18 protein-coding genes are annotated in these 16,659 nt (G+C 68.5%); 14 read left to right on the top strand and 4 right to left on the bottom strand.

What is annotated here, in order from left to right; all coding sequences use genetic code 11:
* Window positions 1–230: 230 nt before the first annotated feature.
* From F2Q65_RS13940 to F2Q65_RS13905, 9 genes are all read left to right on the top strand, one after another.
* Entirely contained in the window at window positions 231–2,075 is a 1,845-nt protein-coding gene (locus F2Q65_RS13940) for a carbamoyltransferase family protein (RefSeq protein ID WP_150094019.1), read from the top strand.
* A 10-nt stretch (window positions 2,076–2,085) separates the two neighbouring features.
* The gene (locus F2Q65_RS13935; RefSeq protein WP_150094018.1) at window positions 2,086–2,493 is read left to right on the top strand and encodes an SxtJ family membrane protein; all 408 of its coding nucleotides are present in this window, start codon (window positions 2,086–2,088) and stop codon (window positions 2,491–2,493) included.
* On the top strand, window positions 2,493–2,645 hold the full coding sequence (locus tag F2Q65_RS19515) for a DUF5989 family protein (RefSeq protein ID WP_170265715.1): 153 nt from the start codon (window positions 2,493–2,495) through the stop codon (window positions 2,643–2,645). Before F2Q65_RS13935 ends, F2Q65_RS19515 begins: the two co-directional genes overlap by 1 nt.
* Window positions 2,642–3,421: a phosphatase PAP2 family protein gene (locus F2Q65_RS13930; protein WP_246156228.1), complete on the top strand. Its 780-nt coding sequence runs from the start codon at window positions 2,642–2,644 to the stop codon at window positions 3,419–3,421. The genes F2Q65_RS19515 and F2Q65_RS13930 overlap by 4 nt, the downstream gene beginning before the upstream one ends.
* A gap of 107 nt (window positions 3,422–3,528) precedes the next feature.
* The gene (locus F2Q65_RS13925) at window positions 3,529–4,233 is read left to right on the top strand and encodes a hypothetical protein (RefSeq protein ID WP_150094017.1); all 705 of its coding nucleotides are present in this window, start codon (window positions 3,529–3,531) and stop codon (window positions 4,231–4,233) included.
* Window positions 4,234–4,248: 15 nt separating this feature from the next.
* The gene (locus tag F2Q65_RS13920; protein WP_150094016.1) at window positions 4,249–5,880 is read left to right on the top strand and encodes an ArnT family glycosyltransferase; all 1,632 of its coding nucleotides are present in this window, start codon (window positions 4,249–4,251) and stop codon (window positions 5,878–5,880) included.
* Between the two features lie 168 nt (window positions 5,881–6,048).
* Window positions 6,049–6,336: a hypothetical protein gene (locus F2Q65_RS13915; protein WP_150094015.1), complete on the top strand. Its 288-nt coding sequence runs from the start codon at window positions 6,049–6,051 to the stop codon at window positions 6,334–6,336.
* Between the two features lie 70 nt (window positions 6,337–6,406).
* Window positions 6,407–7,804 (top strand): ATP-binding protein, encoded by a 1,398-nt coding sequence (locus F2Q65_RS13910; RefSeq protein ID WP_170265714.1) that lies wholly within the window; start codon window positions 6,407–6,409, stop codon window positions 7,802–7,804.
* Window positions 7,794–8,360: a response regulator transcription factor gene (locus F2Q65_RS13905; RefSeq protein ID WP_150094013.1), complete on the top strand. Its 567-nt coding sequence runs from the start codon at window positions 7,794–7,796 to the stop codon at window positions 8,358–8,360. The genes F2Q65_RS13910 and F2Q65_RS13905 overlap by 11 nt, the downstream gene beginning before the upstream one ends.
* Before the next feature lie 56 nt (window positions 8,361–8,416).
* Here the strand turns inward: F2Q65_RS13905 and F2Q65_RS13900 are convergent, their stop codons facing one another.
* Both F2Q65_RS13900 and zapD read right to left on the bottom strand, forming a co-directional pair.
* Window positions 8,417–10,762, bottom strand: coding sequence for a TonB-dependent receptor (locus tag F2Q65_RS13900; protein ID WP_246156227.1), 2,346 nt, complete (start codon window positions 10,760–10,762; stop codon window positions 8,417–8,419).
* 169 nt (window positions 10,763–10,931) lie between these two features.
* The gene (zapD, locus tag F2Q65_RS13895; protein ID WP_150094012.1) at window positions 10,932–11,708 is read right to left on the bottom strand and encodes a cell division protein ZapD; all 777 of its coding nucleotides are present in this window, start codon (window positions 11,706–11,708) and stop codon (window positions 10,932–10,934) included.
* Between the two features lie 195 nt (window positions 11,709–11,903).
* Between zapD and F2Q65_RS13890 the strand changes: the two genes are divergently transcribed.
* The 5 genes from F2Q65_RS13890 (at window position 11,904) to F2Q65_RS13870 (ending at window position 15,365) form a co-directional block, all read left to right on the top strand.
* Window positions 11,904–12,653 carry a YebC/PmpR family DNA-binding transcriptional regulator gene (locus F2Q65_RS13890; RefSeq protein ID WP_150094011.1) on the top strand — a complete coding sequence of 250 codons (750 nt, stop codon included), beginning with the start codon at window positions 11,904–11,906 and terminating at the stop codon, window positions 12,651–12,653.
* Window positions 12,654–12,705: 52 nt separating this feature from the next.
* On the top strand, window positions 12,706–13,263 hold the full coding sequence (gene ruvC / locus F2Q65_RS13885; protein ID WP_150094010.1) for a crossover junction endodeoxyribonuclease RuvC: 558 nt from the start codon (window positions 12,706–12,708) through the stop codon (window positions 13,261–13,263).
* Complete coding sequence (gene ruvA, locus F2Q65_RS13880; RefSeq protein WP_150094009.1) at window positions 13,260–13,865, top strand: Holliday junction branch migration protein RuvA; 606 nt, start codon at window positions 13,260–13,262, stop codon at window positions 13,863–13,865. Before ruvC ends, ruvA begins: the two co-directional genes overlap by 4 nt.
* Window positions 13,862–14,935 carry a Holliday junction branch migration DNA helicase RuvB gene (gene ruvB, locus F2Q65_RS13875; RefSeq protein ID WP_150094008.1) on the top strand — a complete coding sequence of 358 codons (1,074 nt, stop codon included), beginning with the start codon at window positions 13,862–13,864 and terminating at the stop codon, window positions 14,933–14,935. Before ruvA ends, ruvB begins: the two co-directional genes overlap by 4 nt.
* A gap of 64 nt (window positions 14,936–14,999) precedes the next feature.
* Window positions 15,000–15,365, top strand: a complete 366-nt coding sequence (locus tag F2Q65_RS13870) for a DUF3301 domain-containing protein (RefSeq protein WP_246156225.1) — start codon at window positions 15,000–15,002, stop codon at window positions 15,363–15,365.
* Window positions 15,366–15,382: 17 nt separating this feature from the next.
* On the opposite strand, the gene F2Q65_RS13865 is transcribed toward F2Q65_RS13870, so the two are convergent.
* Together F2Q65_RS13865 and F2Q65_RS13860 are read right to left on the bottom strand one after the other, a co-directional pair.
* Window positions 15,383–15,802: a ClpXP protease specificity-enhancing factor gene (locus F2Q65_RS13865; RefSeq protein WP_150094007.1), complete on the bottom strand. Its 420-nt coding sequence runs from the start codon at window positions 15,800–15,802 to the stop codon at window positions 15,383–15,385.
* A gap of 62 nt (window positions 15,803–15,864) precedes the next feature.
* Entirely contained in the window at window positions 15,865–16,470 is a 606-nt protein-coding gene (locus F2Q65_RS13860; protein WP_150094006.1) for a glutathione S-transferase N-terminal domain-containing protein, read from the bottom strand.
* Window positions 16,471–16,659: the final 189 nt, after the last annotated feature.

Below are 16,659 nucleotides of genomic sequence, written 5' to 3'. Positions count from 1 at the left end.
GGGGGTCTCGATCGCAGGACGCGATCGTGAAGCCTCCAGGGACGGATTCACGGCGTCCCCCGACCGCCGCCACCCAGCCCGGCAGACCGCCCCTCGGAACCTTAAGCCACCAGCCTCCGGGACTTCAAACTTCAAACTTCAGCCGGCAAGCGCCGCGGCCGGCGATCTCAGGTATACTCTGCCAGCCTTGGCCCCCGCATCCCGTAAGACTCCAGCCCCAGCGAGCCTGCATGGCAGTCAACATCCTCGGAATCTCGGCATACTACCATGACAGCGCTGCGTGCCTGGTGCGCGACGGCGAGATCGTCGCCGCCGCCCAGCAAGAGCGCTTCTCGCGCAAGAAGCACGACGCCGGCTTCCCCGCGGACGCCATCGCCTGCTGCCTGGAGCAGGGCGGCCTGCGGCTGGCCGACCTGGACCACGTCGTCTTCTACGACAAACCGCTGATCAAGTTCGAGCGCCTGCTGGAGACCTACCTGGCCTATGCCCCCCGCGGCCTGCGCTCGTTCCTGACCGCCATGCCGATCTGGCTGAAAGAAAAACTCTTCCTCAAGGACCTGCTCAAGCAGGAACTGGCCGCCCTGGGCGACCTGCGCAAGGACGCCCTGCCGCCGCTGCTGTTCACCCAGCATCACCAGGCCCATGCGGCATCCGCCTTCTTTCCCAGCCCGTTCGAGCGCGCCGCCGTGCTGTGCATGGACGGCGTCGGCGAATGGGCCACCACCTCGGTCTGGCTCGGCGAAGGCAACCGCCTGACCCCCTGCTGGGAGATCCCGTTTCCGCATTCACTCGGCCTGCTCTACTCCGCCTTTACCTACTTCACCGGGTTCAAGGTCAACTCCGGCGAATACAAACTGATGGGCCTTGCCCCCTACGGCGAGCCCAGGTTCCGCGACCAGATCCTGGACCACCTGCTGGCACTGAAGGACGACGGCACCTTCCGCATGGACATGCGCTATTTCAACTACGCCAACGGGCTGACCATGACCAGCAAGGCCTTCGACCGCCTGTTCGGCGGCCCGCCGCGGCAGCCGGAATCCCCGGTCACCCAGCGCGAGATGGACCTGGCCGCATCGGTGCAGGCAGTGACCGAAGAGGTCGTTCTGCGCCTGGGGCGCACGGTGCAGCGGGAACTGGACGTGGACCACCTGTGCCTGGCCGGCGGCGTCGCGCTGAACTGCGTCGCCAACGGCCGCCTGTGGCGCGAGGGACCGTTCAAGGACCTCTGGATCCAGCCCGCCGCCGGCGATGCCGGGGGCGCCCTGGGTGCCGCCCTGTCGGTCTGGCACGAATACCTGCAACAACCCCGCACCGGCAGCGACACCGATCGCATGCGCGGCGCCTATCTCGGTCCGGCGTTCAGCAACGCCGCCATCGAGGCCTACCTGCAGGCAAACGACATCCCCTGGCAGCGCCTGGACGACGACCAGCTGATGGACCGCCTGGCCCAGCTGCTGGCCGACGAGCAGGTGGTGGGCTGGTTCCAGGGGCCGATGGAGTTCGGACCCCGTGCCCTCGGCGGGCGCTCCATCCTCGGCGATCCACGCAGCCCCCGCATGCAGTCGGTGATGAACCTCAAGATCAAGTACCGCGAGTCGTTCCGGCCGTTTGCACCGGCGGTGCTCGCGGAGCAGGTGTCGGACTGGTTCGAGCACACAGGCCCCAGCCCCTACATGCTGCTGGTGGCGCCGGTGGCCGAGGCCAGGCGCCTGCCCATGACCGACGCTCAACAGCAGCTATTCGGCATCGACCGGCTCAAGGTGCCGCGCTCCGAGGTGCCGGCCGTGACCCATGTGGATTATTCCGCCCGGTTGCAGACAGTGCACCGCGAGACCAATCCCCGCTTCCACCGGCTGCTCTCGGCCTTCGCCGCGCGCACCGGCTGCCCGCTGCTGGTGAACACCTCGTTCAACGTCCGCGGCGAGCCCATCGTCGGCTCGCCGCAGGACGCCTACCGCTGTTTCATGCGCACCGAGATGGACGCACTGGTGCTGGAGAACTGCCTGTTGCTCAAGGCCGATCAGCCGCCGGCGCCGGCGGACGACGACTGGCAGCGCACCTTCGAACTGGACTGAGGCCAAGGCCATGCAGCACGTCATCCCTGAGCTCGACCGCAAGGGCCTGCGTCAGTTCGCGCTGACCACCGGGGCCATCGTCGCCGGCCTGTTCGGCCTGTTGCTGCCCTGGCTCTTCGACTTCGGCTTTCCGCTCTGGCCCTGGCCGCTGGCGGCAGTGCTGGTGCTCTGGGGCCTGCTGGCGCCGAACAGCCTGCGGCCGGTCTACCGCGGCTGGATGCGCATCGGCCTGCTGCTCAGTCGGGTCACCACGCCGCTGATCCTCGGCCTGGTGTTCTTTCTGGTGTTCGTCCCGGCGGGGCTGGTGATGCGCCTCACCCGGTACGACCCGATGCGGCGGCGCCCCGCGCCGCAGCGCGACAGCTACCGCGAGCCAAGCCGCCCCTACACCCCCGATTCCATGGAGAATCCCTACTGATGCTGGACCTGCTGAAAGACCTGTGGGGCTTCATGCGCGCACGCAAGAAGTTCTGGCTGGCCCCGATCATCATCGTGATGCTGCTGCTCGGCGCGCTCATCGTGCTGGCCCAGGGCTCTGCGGTGGCGCCCTTCATCTACACGCTGTTTTGAGCAACGCCGGTTTGCGCCGCGCCGGTTCAAGCGCTACCGGCCGGACACCCACGGCCGCCAGAGCGCAAGGCGCCAGCGCTCGCCTGCTGGGCATCCCGATAGCCGCGCTGATCGCATTCTTTGCCTTCGCAGACCTGATGCTGGCCTTCCCGCAGATCGACCTGGCCCTCAGCGGACTGTTCTACACCCCCGGCGCCGGTTTCACGCTGCGCGGCCAGGCCTGGGAGCAGCTGCTCTACCATTCCGTGCCCGTGCTGATGGTCACGGTCAATCTCGGGCTGATCGGCCTGTGGCTGTTCAACCGTGTCAAGGGGCGGGCCCTGCTCGGTTTCGACGGCCGCCGCCTGGTGCTGCTGCTGTGTCTGCTGGCGCTGTTGCCCGGGCTGCTGGTGAACCAGGTGTTCAAGGAACACTGGGGCCGGGCACGCCCGGTACAGGTGACGGAGTTTGGCGGCCAGCGCACATTCACCCCGCCCTTCGTCCGCAGCGACCAGCGCGGCGGCGCCTTCAGCTCCGGTCATGCGGCGGCGGCCTTCTATCTCATCGGCGTGGCTGCCGTGCTGAGCGGGCCGCACTCCGGCTGGGTGCTGCTGGCAACGCTGTATGCGCTGCTGGTCGGCCTGGCGCGCATTGCCGCCGGCGGCCACTTCGTCAGCGACGTGGTCACCTCAGGCTTTCTGGTGCTGTTCGGCTATCTCGTCTTGCACCATCTGCTACTGGGGGCCGGCAACCGGGTCGCCGATGCCGCCGGCACGGTGCGGGGGCGGCCGAGGTGACTGCGAGGCCTTGCCAAAGTCTGATCGGACACCGGATTCGGCGCCTGGCTGGATGCCTGACCCGGTGCCTTGCCAGCCCCCGGCCCGGGCACGCCATCAAACGCTCGATGGGCAAGCACGCCGGACCGCTGATGGCCCTGACGCTGGGCGCGCTCGCCTCCGGCTGCGTACTGACCCTGCCCACGGAGATGGAGAACAGCGAACTGGAGCGCATGATCGCCGCCGGCGACTGGTCCGCCATCGCCGCCATCCCGGTGCTGTGCATCACCCAGACCGATGCCTGCGCCGCAAGACACGCCACCCGGGCGGATGCCTGTCTGCGGCTGGTCATCCAGCAGCCTGGCAGTGCCTCGGCCCAGGACGCACGCATTCGCGAGCTGCTGGACTGCGCCGAAACAGAATACCGCAGCGCCCTGGAGCGACAGCCATCCAGCAGTTCCACCAGCCGCATCTCGTTTCACGGCGGCCTGCTGCTGACCCTGAGCGAGCGGCGCAACCGGCTGATGGACGGCACCGACCGGCAACAGCTCGCTGCCGCCAACGAGTTGCTGCTGAGCGCCGCCGCGGCCGCCCGACGCGATGCGCCGGACAGTGCCATGGGCTTCCTCTACGGGGCCTCGGCACATGTCTACCGGGCCGCGCTGGAGGCCGAGCAGACGCGCCGCTGCGCCGACCTGTACCAGGCGCGAACGCTGTTGCAACGCTCCCCCGCGCCGCCGACGGAACTGCAGCAGGAGCAGCAACGCATCCAGGCGCTGGTGCGGCGGCAGTTGCAGGACAACGGCTGCCGCAGTCGGCCAGGCACGCGCTGATCGGCGACACCCGACATGCAATCGCCCGCACCGGACACCGTCGCGCCGCGCATCGGCCCGACGGCCGCCCCAGGCCTCGACCATTGGCGCTGGCCCTGGCTCCTGCTGCTGGGGCTCACCACCTGGCGGCTGCTCATCGCCGCCACGGTCCCGGTCACCCAGGACGAGGCCTACTACTTCAACTGGGCCCGCTCCCTTGCCTGGGGCTATTTCGACCACCCGCCCGGGGTCGCGCTCATCGGCATCGGCACCCTGCTGGCGCCGGGCTCCGCGTTTGCCGCCCGACTCGGCGCCGTGCTCTGCGGCACCCTGTCGTTCCTGGTGATGTGGCGCCTCTATCGCGCCTGCGGACTGCACGGGCGGGAACTACTGCTGGCGCTAGTCATCGCCACGGCCACCTTTCCCGGGCTGGTGGCCGGCGTCGTCACCACGCCCGACACCGTGCTCTACCTGTTCTGGCTACTTGCATTGCACGAATCCCTCGCTGCACTGCAAGGCCGTCGCCAGCGCTGGATCACCGCGGGCATCGCCTGCGGCCTCGGCCTGCTCGGCAAGTACACCATGGTCATCATCGGCCCGGTGCTGCTGCTGGCCATCCTGCTGATCGATCCCCGGGCGCTGCGCACCCGCTGGCCCTATCTCGGTGCCGCCCTGGCGCTGCTGCTGTTCCTGCCGCACCTCCTCTGGAACGCGCAGCACGACTGGCTGACCATGCGCTTTCAGTTCGGCCACGGCTTCTCCACCGACACCGGCGCGATCGCGCTGGCGGCGGACCGGTTGCCGGCCGCCGTCGGCCTGCACGCCTATCAGCCAGCCGCACCAGAACCCATGGACCTGGGGCAGCGCCTTGGCAGCCTGGGTGAATATCTGGGCAGCCAGTTGCTGTTCTGGGGCGCCCTGCTGCTGCCGCTGGCCGCGGCGCCCTTTGCCACCGGCGGCCTGGCGGGGATGCGGCGCCGGTTGCGCGAGACCCTGCCGACGCCAGCGCGGCGGCTGTTGCTGATCGGCCTGGGGCTGCCGCTGCTGTTCTTCGGCACCGTCGCCTGGTTCAGCGAGGTGGAGGCCAACTGGTCGGTGCTCTATCTGGTCTGCGCCGCGCCACTGGCCGCGGTTGCGCTGCGCCCGCTGAGCCGCTGGCTGGTCGCCGCCGCCGCGGTCAACCTGCTGCTGCTGAGCCTGTACGCGCTGCACGCCGCCACCGCCGTGTTGCCGCTGCCGCACGCCGCCGAGCGTATCCTGCGCGAGACCCACGGCTATGCCGCGCTGGCGGAGCACATCGCCGACCTGCCCGGCCCGGTCTTCACCGACCGCTACCCCTACGCCGCCATGCTCAATTTCTACCGGCCGGACATCGCCGCCACCCAATGGCCCGGCATCACCCGGCCGTCGGAGTACGGCCGCGGCAGCATCGTCCCGATCCCGGCACTACAGGACCTGCAAGACCAGGGCTTCTGGCTGTTGGCGCGCAAGTTCTCCGCACCGGACATCCCCGGCTTCACGGCCCGGCAAGACTGGACCCTGATCGACTGCGGCGGCCACCCCCTGCAGATCACCCAGGGTCCAGCCGGCGAACACGAAAGCTCCTGCGGCGACCAATGGCAACACATCTGGCGACTCTATCGCTACGAATGGGGGTATGAGAAATGACAGTATCTGCGATAGACCCCAGCATAGGCCGGCAGATCAATAGATCTGTCACCATGATGTAGCCGTCACCATGATGTAGCCATCTTGGTTGACGGGGACGCCGGGGTTGCGGTCCGGGGGCAAAGCGATGACCATACGACGGATCGATACTCCGGACGGATGCACCCAATGACTGCACTCAACCGGCCGCCACCCGGCGGCATCCTGCTCCTGCTGCTGCCTCTGCTCGCCCTGGCGGGGCATTATGGCTACGAAGTCTTTCTTGCAGACAGTTGCTTGGACCGCGGTGGCTCGTTCGACTACGAGACCTGGACCTGCTCGCTGTCGCAGTCGTTCGAGGCGACGCCCTATCTGCAACGCCACGGCGGCAAGGCGGCGCTGGCAGGCGCCCTGTCGCTCAGTGGCCTGATCGTGCTGGGGCTGGACCTGCTGAAACGCCGTCGCCACCGACGGTGAATAGGATCCCCGCCAACAGCACGGCCTTCCGGCACGGCGAAGGGCGTAGCCGGGTCGCCTGAGCCAGATGGTGCACGAGTCCCTGCTGCAACTGCGCTGGCTGTCCGTGGCGGCCATGGCGCTGGCGGCCGTGGCCAGCCCCTTCCTGCTGGGGCCTTCATGGCTCATGGCCGCGCTGCTGAGCTACGCCGGCGCCGTCGGTCTGCTCAATCTGTCACTTGCCCAACTGGCGCGTCTGCGGACGCAACGGGGCCAGGCCGACCGGCCTTGGTTCCTGTCTCCGCCGGCGCAACTGGGGCTCGATCTGCTGGCCTGGGGCGGCTACCTGTTTCTCACCGGCGGGGCGACCAACCCGCTCATCTCGCTGTTTCTGCCGCTGGTGGCGATCGGCGCACTGGTGTTGTCGCCACGCCAGGCCTGGATGCTGGCCGCCGCCGCCGTACTGCTGTATTCCGTGCTCTGGTCTGTGCACGTGCCGCTGCATGTGGCTGACTTTGAGCGGGCGGGCACGCTGCACCTGCTCGGCATGTGGCTGGTGTTCGCCCTGTCCGCGGTGCTGGTGGTGGGCGTGATCCTGCATCTGTCCGACGGCATCCGGCGCCGTGACCGCGCCCTGGCGGATGCCCGCGAACAGGCCATCCGCGACGACTGGCTGATCGCGCTGGGCAGCCAGGCGGCCTCCGCGGCCCATGCCCTGGGCACGCCGCTGGCGAGTCTCAACATCCTCGCCGACGACCTGCTGGACGACGCGCGCCTGGCGCCGGCGCTGGCGGCGGATGTGCAGGCCATGAAGACGGAGCTGCAACGCTGCAGGGAGACCCTGCGGGATCTGACCGCTCGTGCTGATCCCACTGACAACTTGGGTGACAACTTGAGTGCCGGCCTGGGTGCCGACTCGGGGGCTGCTCCTGATGCTGGCCCGAGGGCCGACGGCGCGGCGCCGGACCGTCCGCCGGCTCCCTGGCTGCGCAGCCTGGTGCTGGACTGGCGAAACCGGTATCCCGGCAAGGCGGTGGCGTTCGAGTGGGCGATCGATCCGGCCCTGGAATCACCCGCGCCCCTGCTGCTGCGGGCGGACAGCGTGCTGGAACGGGCCCTTGCCAACCTGCTGGACAATGCCGTCAGGGCCGGGGCCAGCCGCATCCGCATCACTGCCGTCCGTCAGAACGGCATGCTCGCGGTGCAGATCGCGGACAATGGCTCGGGCATGTCGCCGGCGGCGCTGCGGGCCTTCGCCCGGCGCCGGCCGCAGGACTCGGCCGCGGGGCTCGGCGTCGGACTGCTGCTGGGCCGCATCGCCATCGAGCGGCGCGGCGGCAGTCTGACTTTCGCCCGGCCGGACAGCGGCACGGGCACCGTCGCCCGGCTGCGGCTGCCCCTGTCCGAGTCAGATTCTGCGTCCGGTTCCTTGTCTGAAGCCGCATCCAGATCAACAACCACACTGGCGGTGGCGACACATGAGCGCTGAGGGCGCGCGACTGCTGCTGGTGGACGATGACGCGCCGTTTCGCTCGGTGCTGGCGCGTTCCCTCACCCGGCGCGGCTTCGACGTGACCGCAGCCGGGCAGCCGGAGCAGGCCTTGGCCTGCTGCGCCGCACAGCCGCCGGCATATGTGATCCTGGATCTTAACCTGGACGGCCAGTCCGGCCTTAACCTGATCCAGCCCCTGCTGGAGCTGGCGCCAGACGCACGCATCCTGATCCTGACGGGCTACGCCAGCATTCCCACCGTGGTCAGCGCCATGAAGCTGGGCGCCGTACACTACCTGGCCAAGCCGGCGGACGTGGCCGACATCCTGCGCGCCCTGACCGAAGAGCCACCGCTGCCGGCCGCCACTGCCCCCGTGCCGGACCGGCCCCTGAGCGTGCGCCATCTGGAGTGGGAATACATCCAGCGGACGCTGGACGCCCACGACGGCAACATCACCGCCACCGCCCGCGCCCTGGGCATGCACCGGCGCACCCTGCAGCGCAAGCTGGGCAAGCGCCGCCCGACCGCCTGCCCGCCATTGCCCGGCCCCTGACGCGCTGCCGGAGCCGGTCGACGCCGGCGAAGAGGCGACGGACAAGGGACGCCTGCTCAGAACGCCAGATTCAGGCCAACATAGTAGGCGCGCCCCATGCCCGGAACGGCGGTGCCCCAGGCCAGGGTGCCGTCGGTGGGATTCAGCGCCATGGTGCGGCCCTGGCCGAGGTAGGCGCCGCCCAGGGGCAGGTCGTACAGGCGATCGAGCAGGTTTTCGACGCCGAAGTCGAGCCGCACCCGGGGCCAGGCATAGCTGCCGCGCAGATGCACCAGGGTGTAGCCGGGGGTCTCGATCTCGTTGCGCACGCCGGACAGGTCGTCCTTGGCGTCGACCATCACCACCTCCACGGCGTTGTCCCAGCCGCCGCGCCTGTGGGTCAGGGTCAGCGTGGCATTGAGCGGCATGATGTTGTAGAGGCCGTCGCCGGTGTCGCGGTTCTCGCCATTGGTGTAGCTCAACAGGCCCTGCAGACCGAAGCGACCCAGGTCGCCCTGCCACAGGGGAATCTTGCCGGCCAGGTCGATGCCGTAGAGCCGGGCCTCCTGGTTGGCGTATTGCAGCACGTTGAACTGGTCGGGCTTCCAGGTCGCCGCATCGAAGGGGACGGCGTCGATGAAGTCGCGCACATGGGTGAAGTACGGTGTGGCCTGGAACTCCCAGCGGCGATCCGGCGCATGCCAGTCGAAGGTCAGCGACACCGTGTTGGCCTGCTCCGGCTCCAGGTCGATGTCGCCGACATAGCCGTTGCCGTCGCCCACGGCGTTGTTCATGGATGCCGCCATGGGCCAGCTCGACCAAACGTAGCGCTCATACAGGTTGGGCGAGCGCACCAGATGGGCGAAGCCGAGTTCGATGCTCCGGGTCTCGTCCAGCGCGTAGCGGGCCAGGGCCGTGAGATTGACATTGTGGTCGGTCTGCCGGCGGTCGCGGGCGTTGAAGGCCGCCGCCTCCGCCGCCTGGTTGCCCGGCGCCGTTGGCGCGGTGTCGTAGCCACGCACGTCGCCGGCATCCATGTCGACGCGCTCGTAGCGGACACCGAGCAGGGTCAGCCACCGGGGCGTCGGGCGCGCCTCCCACTCGCCGTAGAGCGCGAGGCGGTCACGCTCGCCGTCGCGGATGTTCCAGAAGGTGCCGGGATACATGTTGGCGCCTGAGGGCGACCAGTAATCGTCGAGCCGGTAGCGCTGGTACTCCGCCCCCAGACGCAGCACCTGGGCCTCGGTCAGATCGATGTCGGCGCCCAGGCTGGCGCCCAGGGTCTTGCCCTCGGTGTCCATCGGCATGCCGGCGGCACAGGTGCTGCTGATGGGGCCGCAGGGCATGCCGTTGGCGGCCATCTTGCCGGAGTCGGGGCCGTACCAGAAGCGTTTGTCGGCGCCGAAGTCCATGAAGTGGTCCACCTGCTCGTAGTAGGCCTGGGCCTGCAGACGCCCCCAGCCATACTCGCCGCTGTAGTCCAGGTTGAAGCGCTTCGCCTCGTTGCCCAGCATGTCCATGCGCTGGTTGGGATAGAGCTCCTCGGGGATGTCCTGGTAACTGAAGCGGGCCTGCAGCAGGTGGTTGGCCTGCTGCCAGGCCAGATCCAGGGACTGGTTGCGGGTCTCGTAGGCGGTGGAGCCCACCTCGTCCAGCGCCAGGGTATGGCCGGCGCGGCCGGTGACGGTACTGGTCTTGAAGTCCCCGCCCGCAGTGTAGTTGTCGGCGCTGGCGGTGGAGCCGGTGTAGCCGATGCGGAAGGTCTCGGTGGCCGCGCTGGCGGCCAGGTTCAGGCTGTAGGCGTCGCCATTGCTGCGGTAATAACCGCCGACCTCCCCCCGGACACTATAGTTTGCGCCGGATCCTGCGTCAGGTCCGGCAAACTCCGGGGCCGCGGACTCGGCGATGATGGCGCCGCCGATGTGATCCCCCGCCAGGCTGACCGGCACAATGCCGGCGAAGACACGCAGCGCACCCACCGCCGTGGGGTCCATGTACGACAGCGGCGGATTCATGTGATTGGGACAGGAGGCGATCAGGTCCATGCCGTCCACCTTGACCCGCACCCGATCGTCCGCCAGGCCATGGATGGCCGGCAGGCTGGAGACCCCGCCGGCGCCGTACAGGCTGATCCCCGGTACCTGCAGCAGCAACCGGGCGGTGTCGCTGGTGCCGACCCGCGCCGACTGCAGCGCTGGTCCCGCCACCTGGCCCGCCCCGGGAAAGGGCACGGAGTGCCCGGCCTCGACAAGGATTTCCGTCAGCTCGGTTGCGCTGCCAGCAGCGACTTCGACGGCGGTTTCGACGCCGGCTTCGGGCGTGGTTTCCGCCATGGCAACGGACTCGGCAGCCTGCCAGATGCCGAACATGGCACAGGCCATGGCCACCGCGGATGTGAGCGGATGCAGACGATACCCCTTCAACTTGATGCCCCCGATCTCGATCTTGAAAACGCATGGCGTGTTGCGCCTATGCAGGCGCAGATGCCACCCGCCGGTCAGAAGCGGCGGGTGAGCTGCCAGAGTTGCGAATTATCAAGCACGCGGGCGCCGCGACGGGATGCGACAAATTGTCGCAGTGCGGCCAGGAGCGTCAGAAGATGCAGCAAGTGAGCTGGAACGGCACGTCTTCGCGGCTCTGGGAGGAACGGCTGCCGCCGCCGTCGGCATGCATGAAACGAATGCTGAAGCGATTCTTGTGGCCGCTGATCTCCGGGAACAGCCCCAGTTCGGACGACAGCCCCACGCGGATCATCAGCGCCGGCGCCTGAACGTCCAGGGCCTCCTGAAAGAATCCCTGCTCCGCAGTCAGGGTCCGCGGCCGCGCACTGGTGCGGGCCAGCGACAGCAACAGGGCGACGGCCTTGTGCACCGGCGCCATCGGCGTCAGCCAGTCCTGCAGGCGCGCGGAACGCCGCTCCGGCGACTGGATCAGCAGGTGGTGGAACAGGGGCACGTCGAAGCTGCAGGCCCCGCCGGGGATCGCGCTGCGCTGGGCAATGGCCTTCAGCAGCGGGTCCTCGCGGGCGTCCGAGGCGATGGGCCCGGACAGCTCATGGATGTCACCGGCGGCCTGCTCCAGTTCTGCCATGATCTGCTTCAGAGCGCCCTGATCGACGCCCGGCTGATTGCCGATGCGCATCAGGGTGCTGAGATTGCGGTCGATCTCCTTGAGCAGTTCTGTCTTGATGTCGGCCCGGGCGGTGATGGCGATGATCTCGAGCAGCGCGTCCACCGCCGCGCGGGTGTCCCAGGGTTCGCGCAGTGGGGCAAAGTAGTTGACCTTCTCGAACAGGTGCTCCAGACGCAGGAACGTGCGCACGCGCTCGTTCAGCGGATGTTCGAAGAGCTGCGGGTTGGACACGGACATTTCCTCCGGACTATGGACTGGGGCGGTTGCGATCGGTGGCGATTGGTGACACTGGGCAGCGTTTGGCGGCCTGCAGCACCGAGCTACAGCGATGATGCGGACCGAAGTGCTAAACTTGCGATCTTTCGCGCGGGGTCCCGGTGGACCTTGATGCGCAACAGGGTATTCGATTCAGCATCCGACAACGAGGGTTTCATGGCCGGACACAGCAAATGGGCCAACATCAAGCACCGCAAGGCCGCCCAGGACAAGAAACGCGGCAAGATCTGGACCAAGCTCATCCGCGAGGTCACCATCGCCGCCCGCGAGGGCGGCCCAGATGCCGGCAGCAATCCCCGCCTGCGCCTGGCCATGGACAAGGCCTTCGGTGCCAACATGCCGCGCGACACCGTGGAGCGCGCCATCAAGCGCGGCGCCGGCGCGGATGACGGCGAGAGCTACGAGGAGATCCGCTACGAGGGCTACGGCCCCGGCGGGGTCGCGGTGATGGTGGACTGCATGACCGACAACCGCAACCGGACCGCGTCCGAGGTGCGGCACGCGTTCACCAAGCACGGCGGCAATCTCGGCACCGACGGTTCGGTATCTTACCTGTTCACCAAGCAGGGCATCATCAGTTTCCAGCCCGGCACGGACGAGGACGCAGTGATGGAGGCGGCGCTGGAGGCCGGGGCCGAGGACGTCGTGGTCAACGATGACAACTCGCTGGACGTGATCACCCGCCCGGACGAATTCAGCCAGGTATGCGACGGGCTGCAGGCGGCGGGCTTCGACACCAGCGTGTCAGAGGTCACCTACACCGCCTCCACCCAGGCCGAACTGGACCTGGAGACGGCGCAGAAGTTGCAGAAGATGGTGGATGCGCTGGAAGACCTGGACGACGTGCAGGAGGTCTACAACAACGCCGACATCGCCGACGAGATCATGGAACAACTGGAGGCCTGACCCCTTGGCTGCAGGCACCGTCCCGGACGGCCGGCCGCAGCGCTCCCGCACCATGCCAACAGACAGACCCCCGTCCCAGGCGACCGGCCGGCTCCGCCATCGCATCCTCGGCGTCGACCCGGGGTCGCGCAACACCGGCTATGGCGTGATCGACACCGACGGCCAGCGCAGCGTGCAGATCGCTAGCGGCTGCATCCGCGTCGGCAGCCATCCCTGGCCGGAGCGGCTGGGACTGATCTTCGACCGCGTCTCGGCGCTGGTGGACGAGCACCAGCCCCACGAGATGGCAGTGGAGCAGCTGATCTTCGCCCGCGACCCCACGGCAGCGCTGAAGATCGGCCAGGCGCGAGGCGCCATCCTCTGCGCTGGCCTCAAGGGCGGTGTCACCGTGCATGAATACAGCCCCAAGTCCGTCAAGCTGGCCGTGGTGGGCAGCGGCGGCGCGGAAAAGAGCCAGGTACAACACATGGTGCGCATTCTACTGACACTGGATCGCGAACCCGGCGAGGACGAGGCCGACGCCCTCGCCATCGCCCTGTGCCACGCCCACTCCATGGGCATCCCGCAGCGCAAGCGCGCCGCGGCCTCGTGGCGGGACTTCCGCCCATGATCGGCCGGCTGCGCGGCGAGCTCGCCGCCAAGCACCCGCCCCAGCTGCTGCTCGACGTGGGCGGTGTCGGCTACGAGATCGAGTCCCCCATGTCCACCTTCTACGACCTGCCGGCGGTGGGCGAACGCGTCACCCTGGTCACGCACCTGGTGGTGCGCGAGGACGCCCATGTGCTCTACGGCTTCCTGCGCGAGCAGGACCGCGCCCTGTTCCGCAGTCTGCTGCGGGTCACCGGCGTCGGCGCCAAGATGGCCCTGGCGATCCTCTCCGGCATGGACGCGAAACGCTTTGCCCTGTGCGTGGAGCAGGAGGACATCACCGCCCTCAGCCGTGTCCCCGGCATCGGCAAGAAGACCGCCCAGCGCCTTATCATGGAGATGAAGGACCGTGTGGCAGAGCTGGGCGCCACCCCGGGCCTGGTCAGCGGCGCCCTGCCGGCCGCCGGCGCCGGTGCGGACGACGCCCTGACCGAGGCCGTCGGCGCCCTGGTGGCCCTGGGCTACAAGCCCGCCGACGCCAACCGCATGGCCCGCGCGGTGGACGACGGCGCCCAGACCTCCGAGGCCATCATCCGCGCCGCACTGAAGGCCACCATGTCATGAGCCAGCCCGAGCGCCTGATCTCCCCTGATGCCGCCACCGAAGACGGCGCGCTGGATCGCGCCATCCGCCCGCGCCGACTCGCCGACTATGTCGGCCAGCCGGCGGTGCGCGAGCAGATGGAGATCTTCATCGGCGCCGCCCGCGCCCGCGGCGAGGCCCTTGACCACAGCCTGATCTTCGGCCCGCCTGGCCTGGGCAAGACCACGCTGGCCAACATCATCGCCCAGGAGATGCAGGTGAACCTGCGTCAGACCTCCGGCCCGGTGCTGGAGAAGCCCGGCGACCTGGCCGCCCTGCTGACCAACCTGGAGGCGCACGACGTCCTCTTCGTCGACGAGATCCACCGTCTGAGCCCGGTGGTGGAAGAGGTGCTGTATCCGGCGATGGAGGACTTCCAGCTCGACATCATGATCGGCGAGGGCCCGGCGGCGCGCTCGATCAAGCTGGACCTGCCGCCGTTCACGCTGGTGGGGGCCACCACCCGGGCCGGGCTGCTGACCTCGCCGCTGCGCGACCGCTTCGGCATCGTGCAGCGGCTGGAATACTACTCGGCCGAAGACCTGACGCACATCGTCCGACGCTCGGCGCAGATCCTGGCCATCCACACCGAGCCGGACGGCGCCGGCGAGATCGCGCGTCGCTCCCGGGGCACGCCGCGCATCGCCAACCGCCTGCTGCGGCGGGTCCGCGACTTCGCCCAGGTCAAGGCGGACGGGCGCATCACCCGCGCCGTGGCAGATCAGGCCCTGGGCATGCTCAAGGTGGATGGGCACGGCTTCGACCACATGGACCGGCGCCTGCTGCGCGCCGTGATCGACAAGTTCGACGGCGGCCCGGTGGGGGTCGAGAGCCTGGCGGCGGCCATCGGCGAGGAACGCGGCACCATCGAGGACGTGCTCGAACCCTTCCTGATCCAGCAGGGCTTTCTGATGCGCACCCCGCGCGGTCGCATGGCCACGCGCACAGCCTATCAGCACTTCGGCCTGCAGCCGCCCCTGGGCGAGGTCGGGAGCACAAAGCCGGACATGCCCCTGGAACCCATGCCTGACCTGTTCGACGCACAACCATGACCCGCGCAACCGCACACCGCCGACTCCTCGGGGCCTTCACCGCGCCGGCCGGTGGCCCTTCAGCATGAGCCTGACGGTGGAGAACCTGATCGCGAACCTGCTGCTGTTGCTGCTGGGATGGGCCTGGCTGGATGCCCTGCGGGCCAGGGAGATGGCCATCGGACTGGCCAGGCGGGCCTGCGCGAAGAGCGGTGTCCAGCTACTGGACCAGGCCGTGGCCCTGCGCCGGCTGAGCCTGCGCTGGACCCGGCAGGGAGTGCGGGTGCACAGGCGTTATCGGTTCGAATTCAGCGAGGAAGGCATCGGCCGCCGCCAGGGGCATGTCATCCTGACCGGCTTGCGGCTGGAATCCCTGACCCTGGATATGAGCGAGCATCTGAGCCAGCACCTGGCGCCGGATCCGGATTCAGGGGCAGAGCAGCGCCCTTGAACTGACCTGAGCGGGCCCTACTTCACCACCCGCAGCGCCGGTCGCTGCGGCTTCTTCGGCGCACCGCCGCCGTCCGCGCCCGGACCCTTGCCCATCCCTTCGGACTCGGTGTGCTCATCCGCGGCCGGCTCCTCGTCCGGGAACAGCATGCCGTGGCCATTCTCCCGGGCGTATAGCCCGAGCACGGCCTGGGGCGCCAGCTCCACGTTGAACGGGTTGCCGCCGAACCGGGCCGAGAAGCGGATGGCGTCATTGCCCAGTTGCAGCCCATGCACGGCCTGCGGCGCCACATTGAGAACGATGCGGCCGTCCTCAACGAAGCCGCGCGGCACGCTGGCGGACGGGTGATCCGCATCCACCAGCAGGTGCGGCGTCATGCCGTTGTCTATGATCCAGTCGAAGATGGCGCGGATCAGGTACGGGCGGTTCGAGGTCATCAAGGTCTCATCCCATCAGATGCCGGCGTACGGAGCCGGGTCCGTGCCGGTCGGGTCTCTTGTCAGGCAAGATCGGACACCATCTCGCGCTCCGCCTCGGTGAGGCTGAGCCGAAACGACGGCCATTCGAAGATGCGTGCGGCATATTCGGTGACGGCGACGGCCGAGGCCGGAAGGTTGATGCCCAGCGCCGGCAGACGCCACAACAGCGGGGCCACGCAGCAGTCCATCAGCGAGAACTCCTCGCCCATGAAGAACCGATGGGCGGCGAACAGCGGCGCGGTGGTGGTCAGGCTCTCCCGCAGATCTGCACGTGCCTGCTCTGCATCGGCCTCGTCGCCCAGCTTGATCCGGCCCATCAGGCTATACCAGTCCCGGTCGATCCGGTACATGAACAGCCGGGCATTGGCCCGCGCCACGGGGTCGATGGCCATCAGCGGCGGATGCGGAAAGCGCTCGTCCAGGTATTCCATGATGATCTGCGATTCGTACAGGCGCAGATCACGATCCACCAGGGTTGGCACGGTGCCGTACGGGTTGGCGTCCAGCACCTGCTCCGGCAGGTCATGCGCGTCGACGTCGACAACGTCGATGCCGATCTTTTTCTCGGCCAGCACCATGCGCACGCGGTGACAGTAGGGGCAGGTCGGGTCGGTAAAGAGCATCATGGCAGGGGGTCCACTCAGGGCCACGGGGACAAGAATTCGCACAAGCGGCCAATGCGGCACCCCGGCGCCGTCTGGCTCGCGTCATCGAACCCGACAAGGATACACCGATTCCGGCCCCGTGCGGGCAACTTGTCTCCCAATGAAAACGCCGGCCATCCCTCGTGAGGTGGCCGGCGTCATGTTGCGTCA

Source organism: Thiohalocapsa marina (assembly GCF_008632335.1).
Lineage (GTDB): Bacteria > Pseudomonadota > Gammaproteobacteria > Chromatiales > Chromatiaceae > Thiohalocapsa > Thiohalocapsa marina.
The sequence above is the reverse complement of the archived record's forward strand: the minus strand, read 5'-3'. Positions and strand labels throughout refer to the sequence as shown.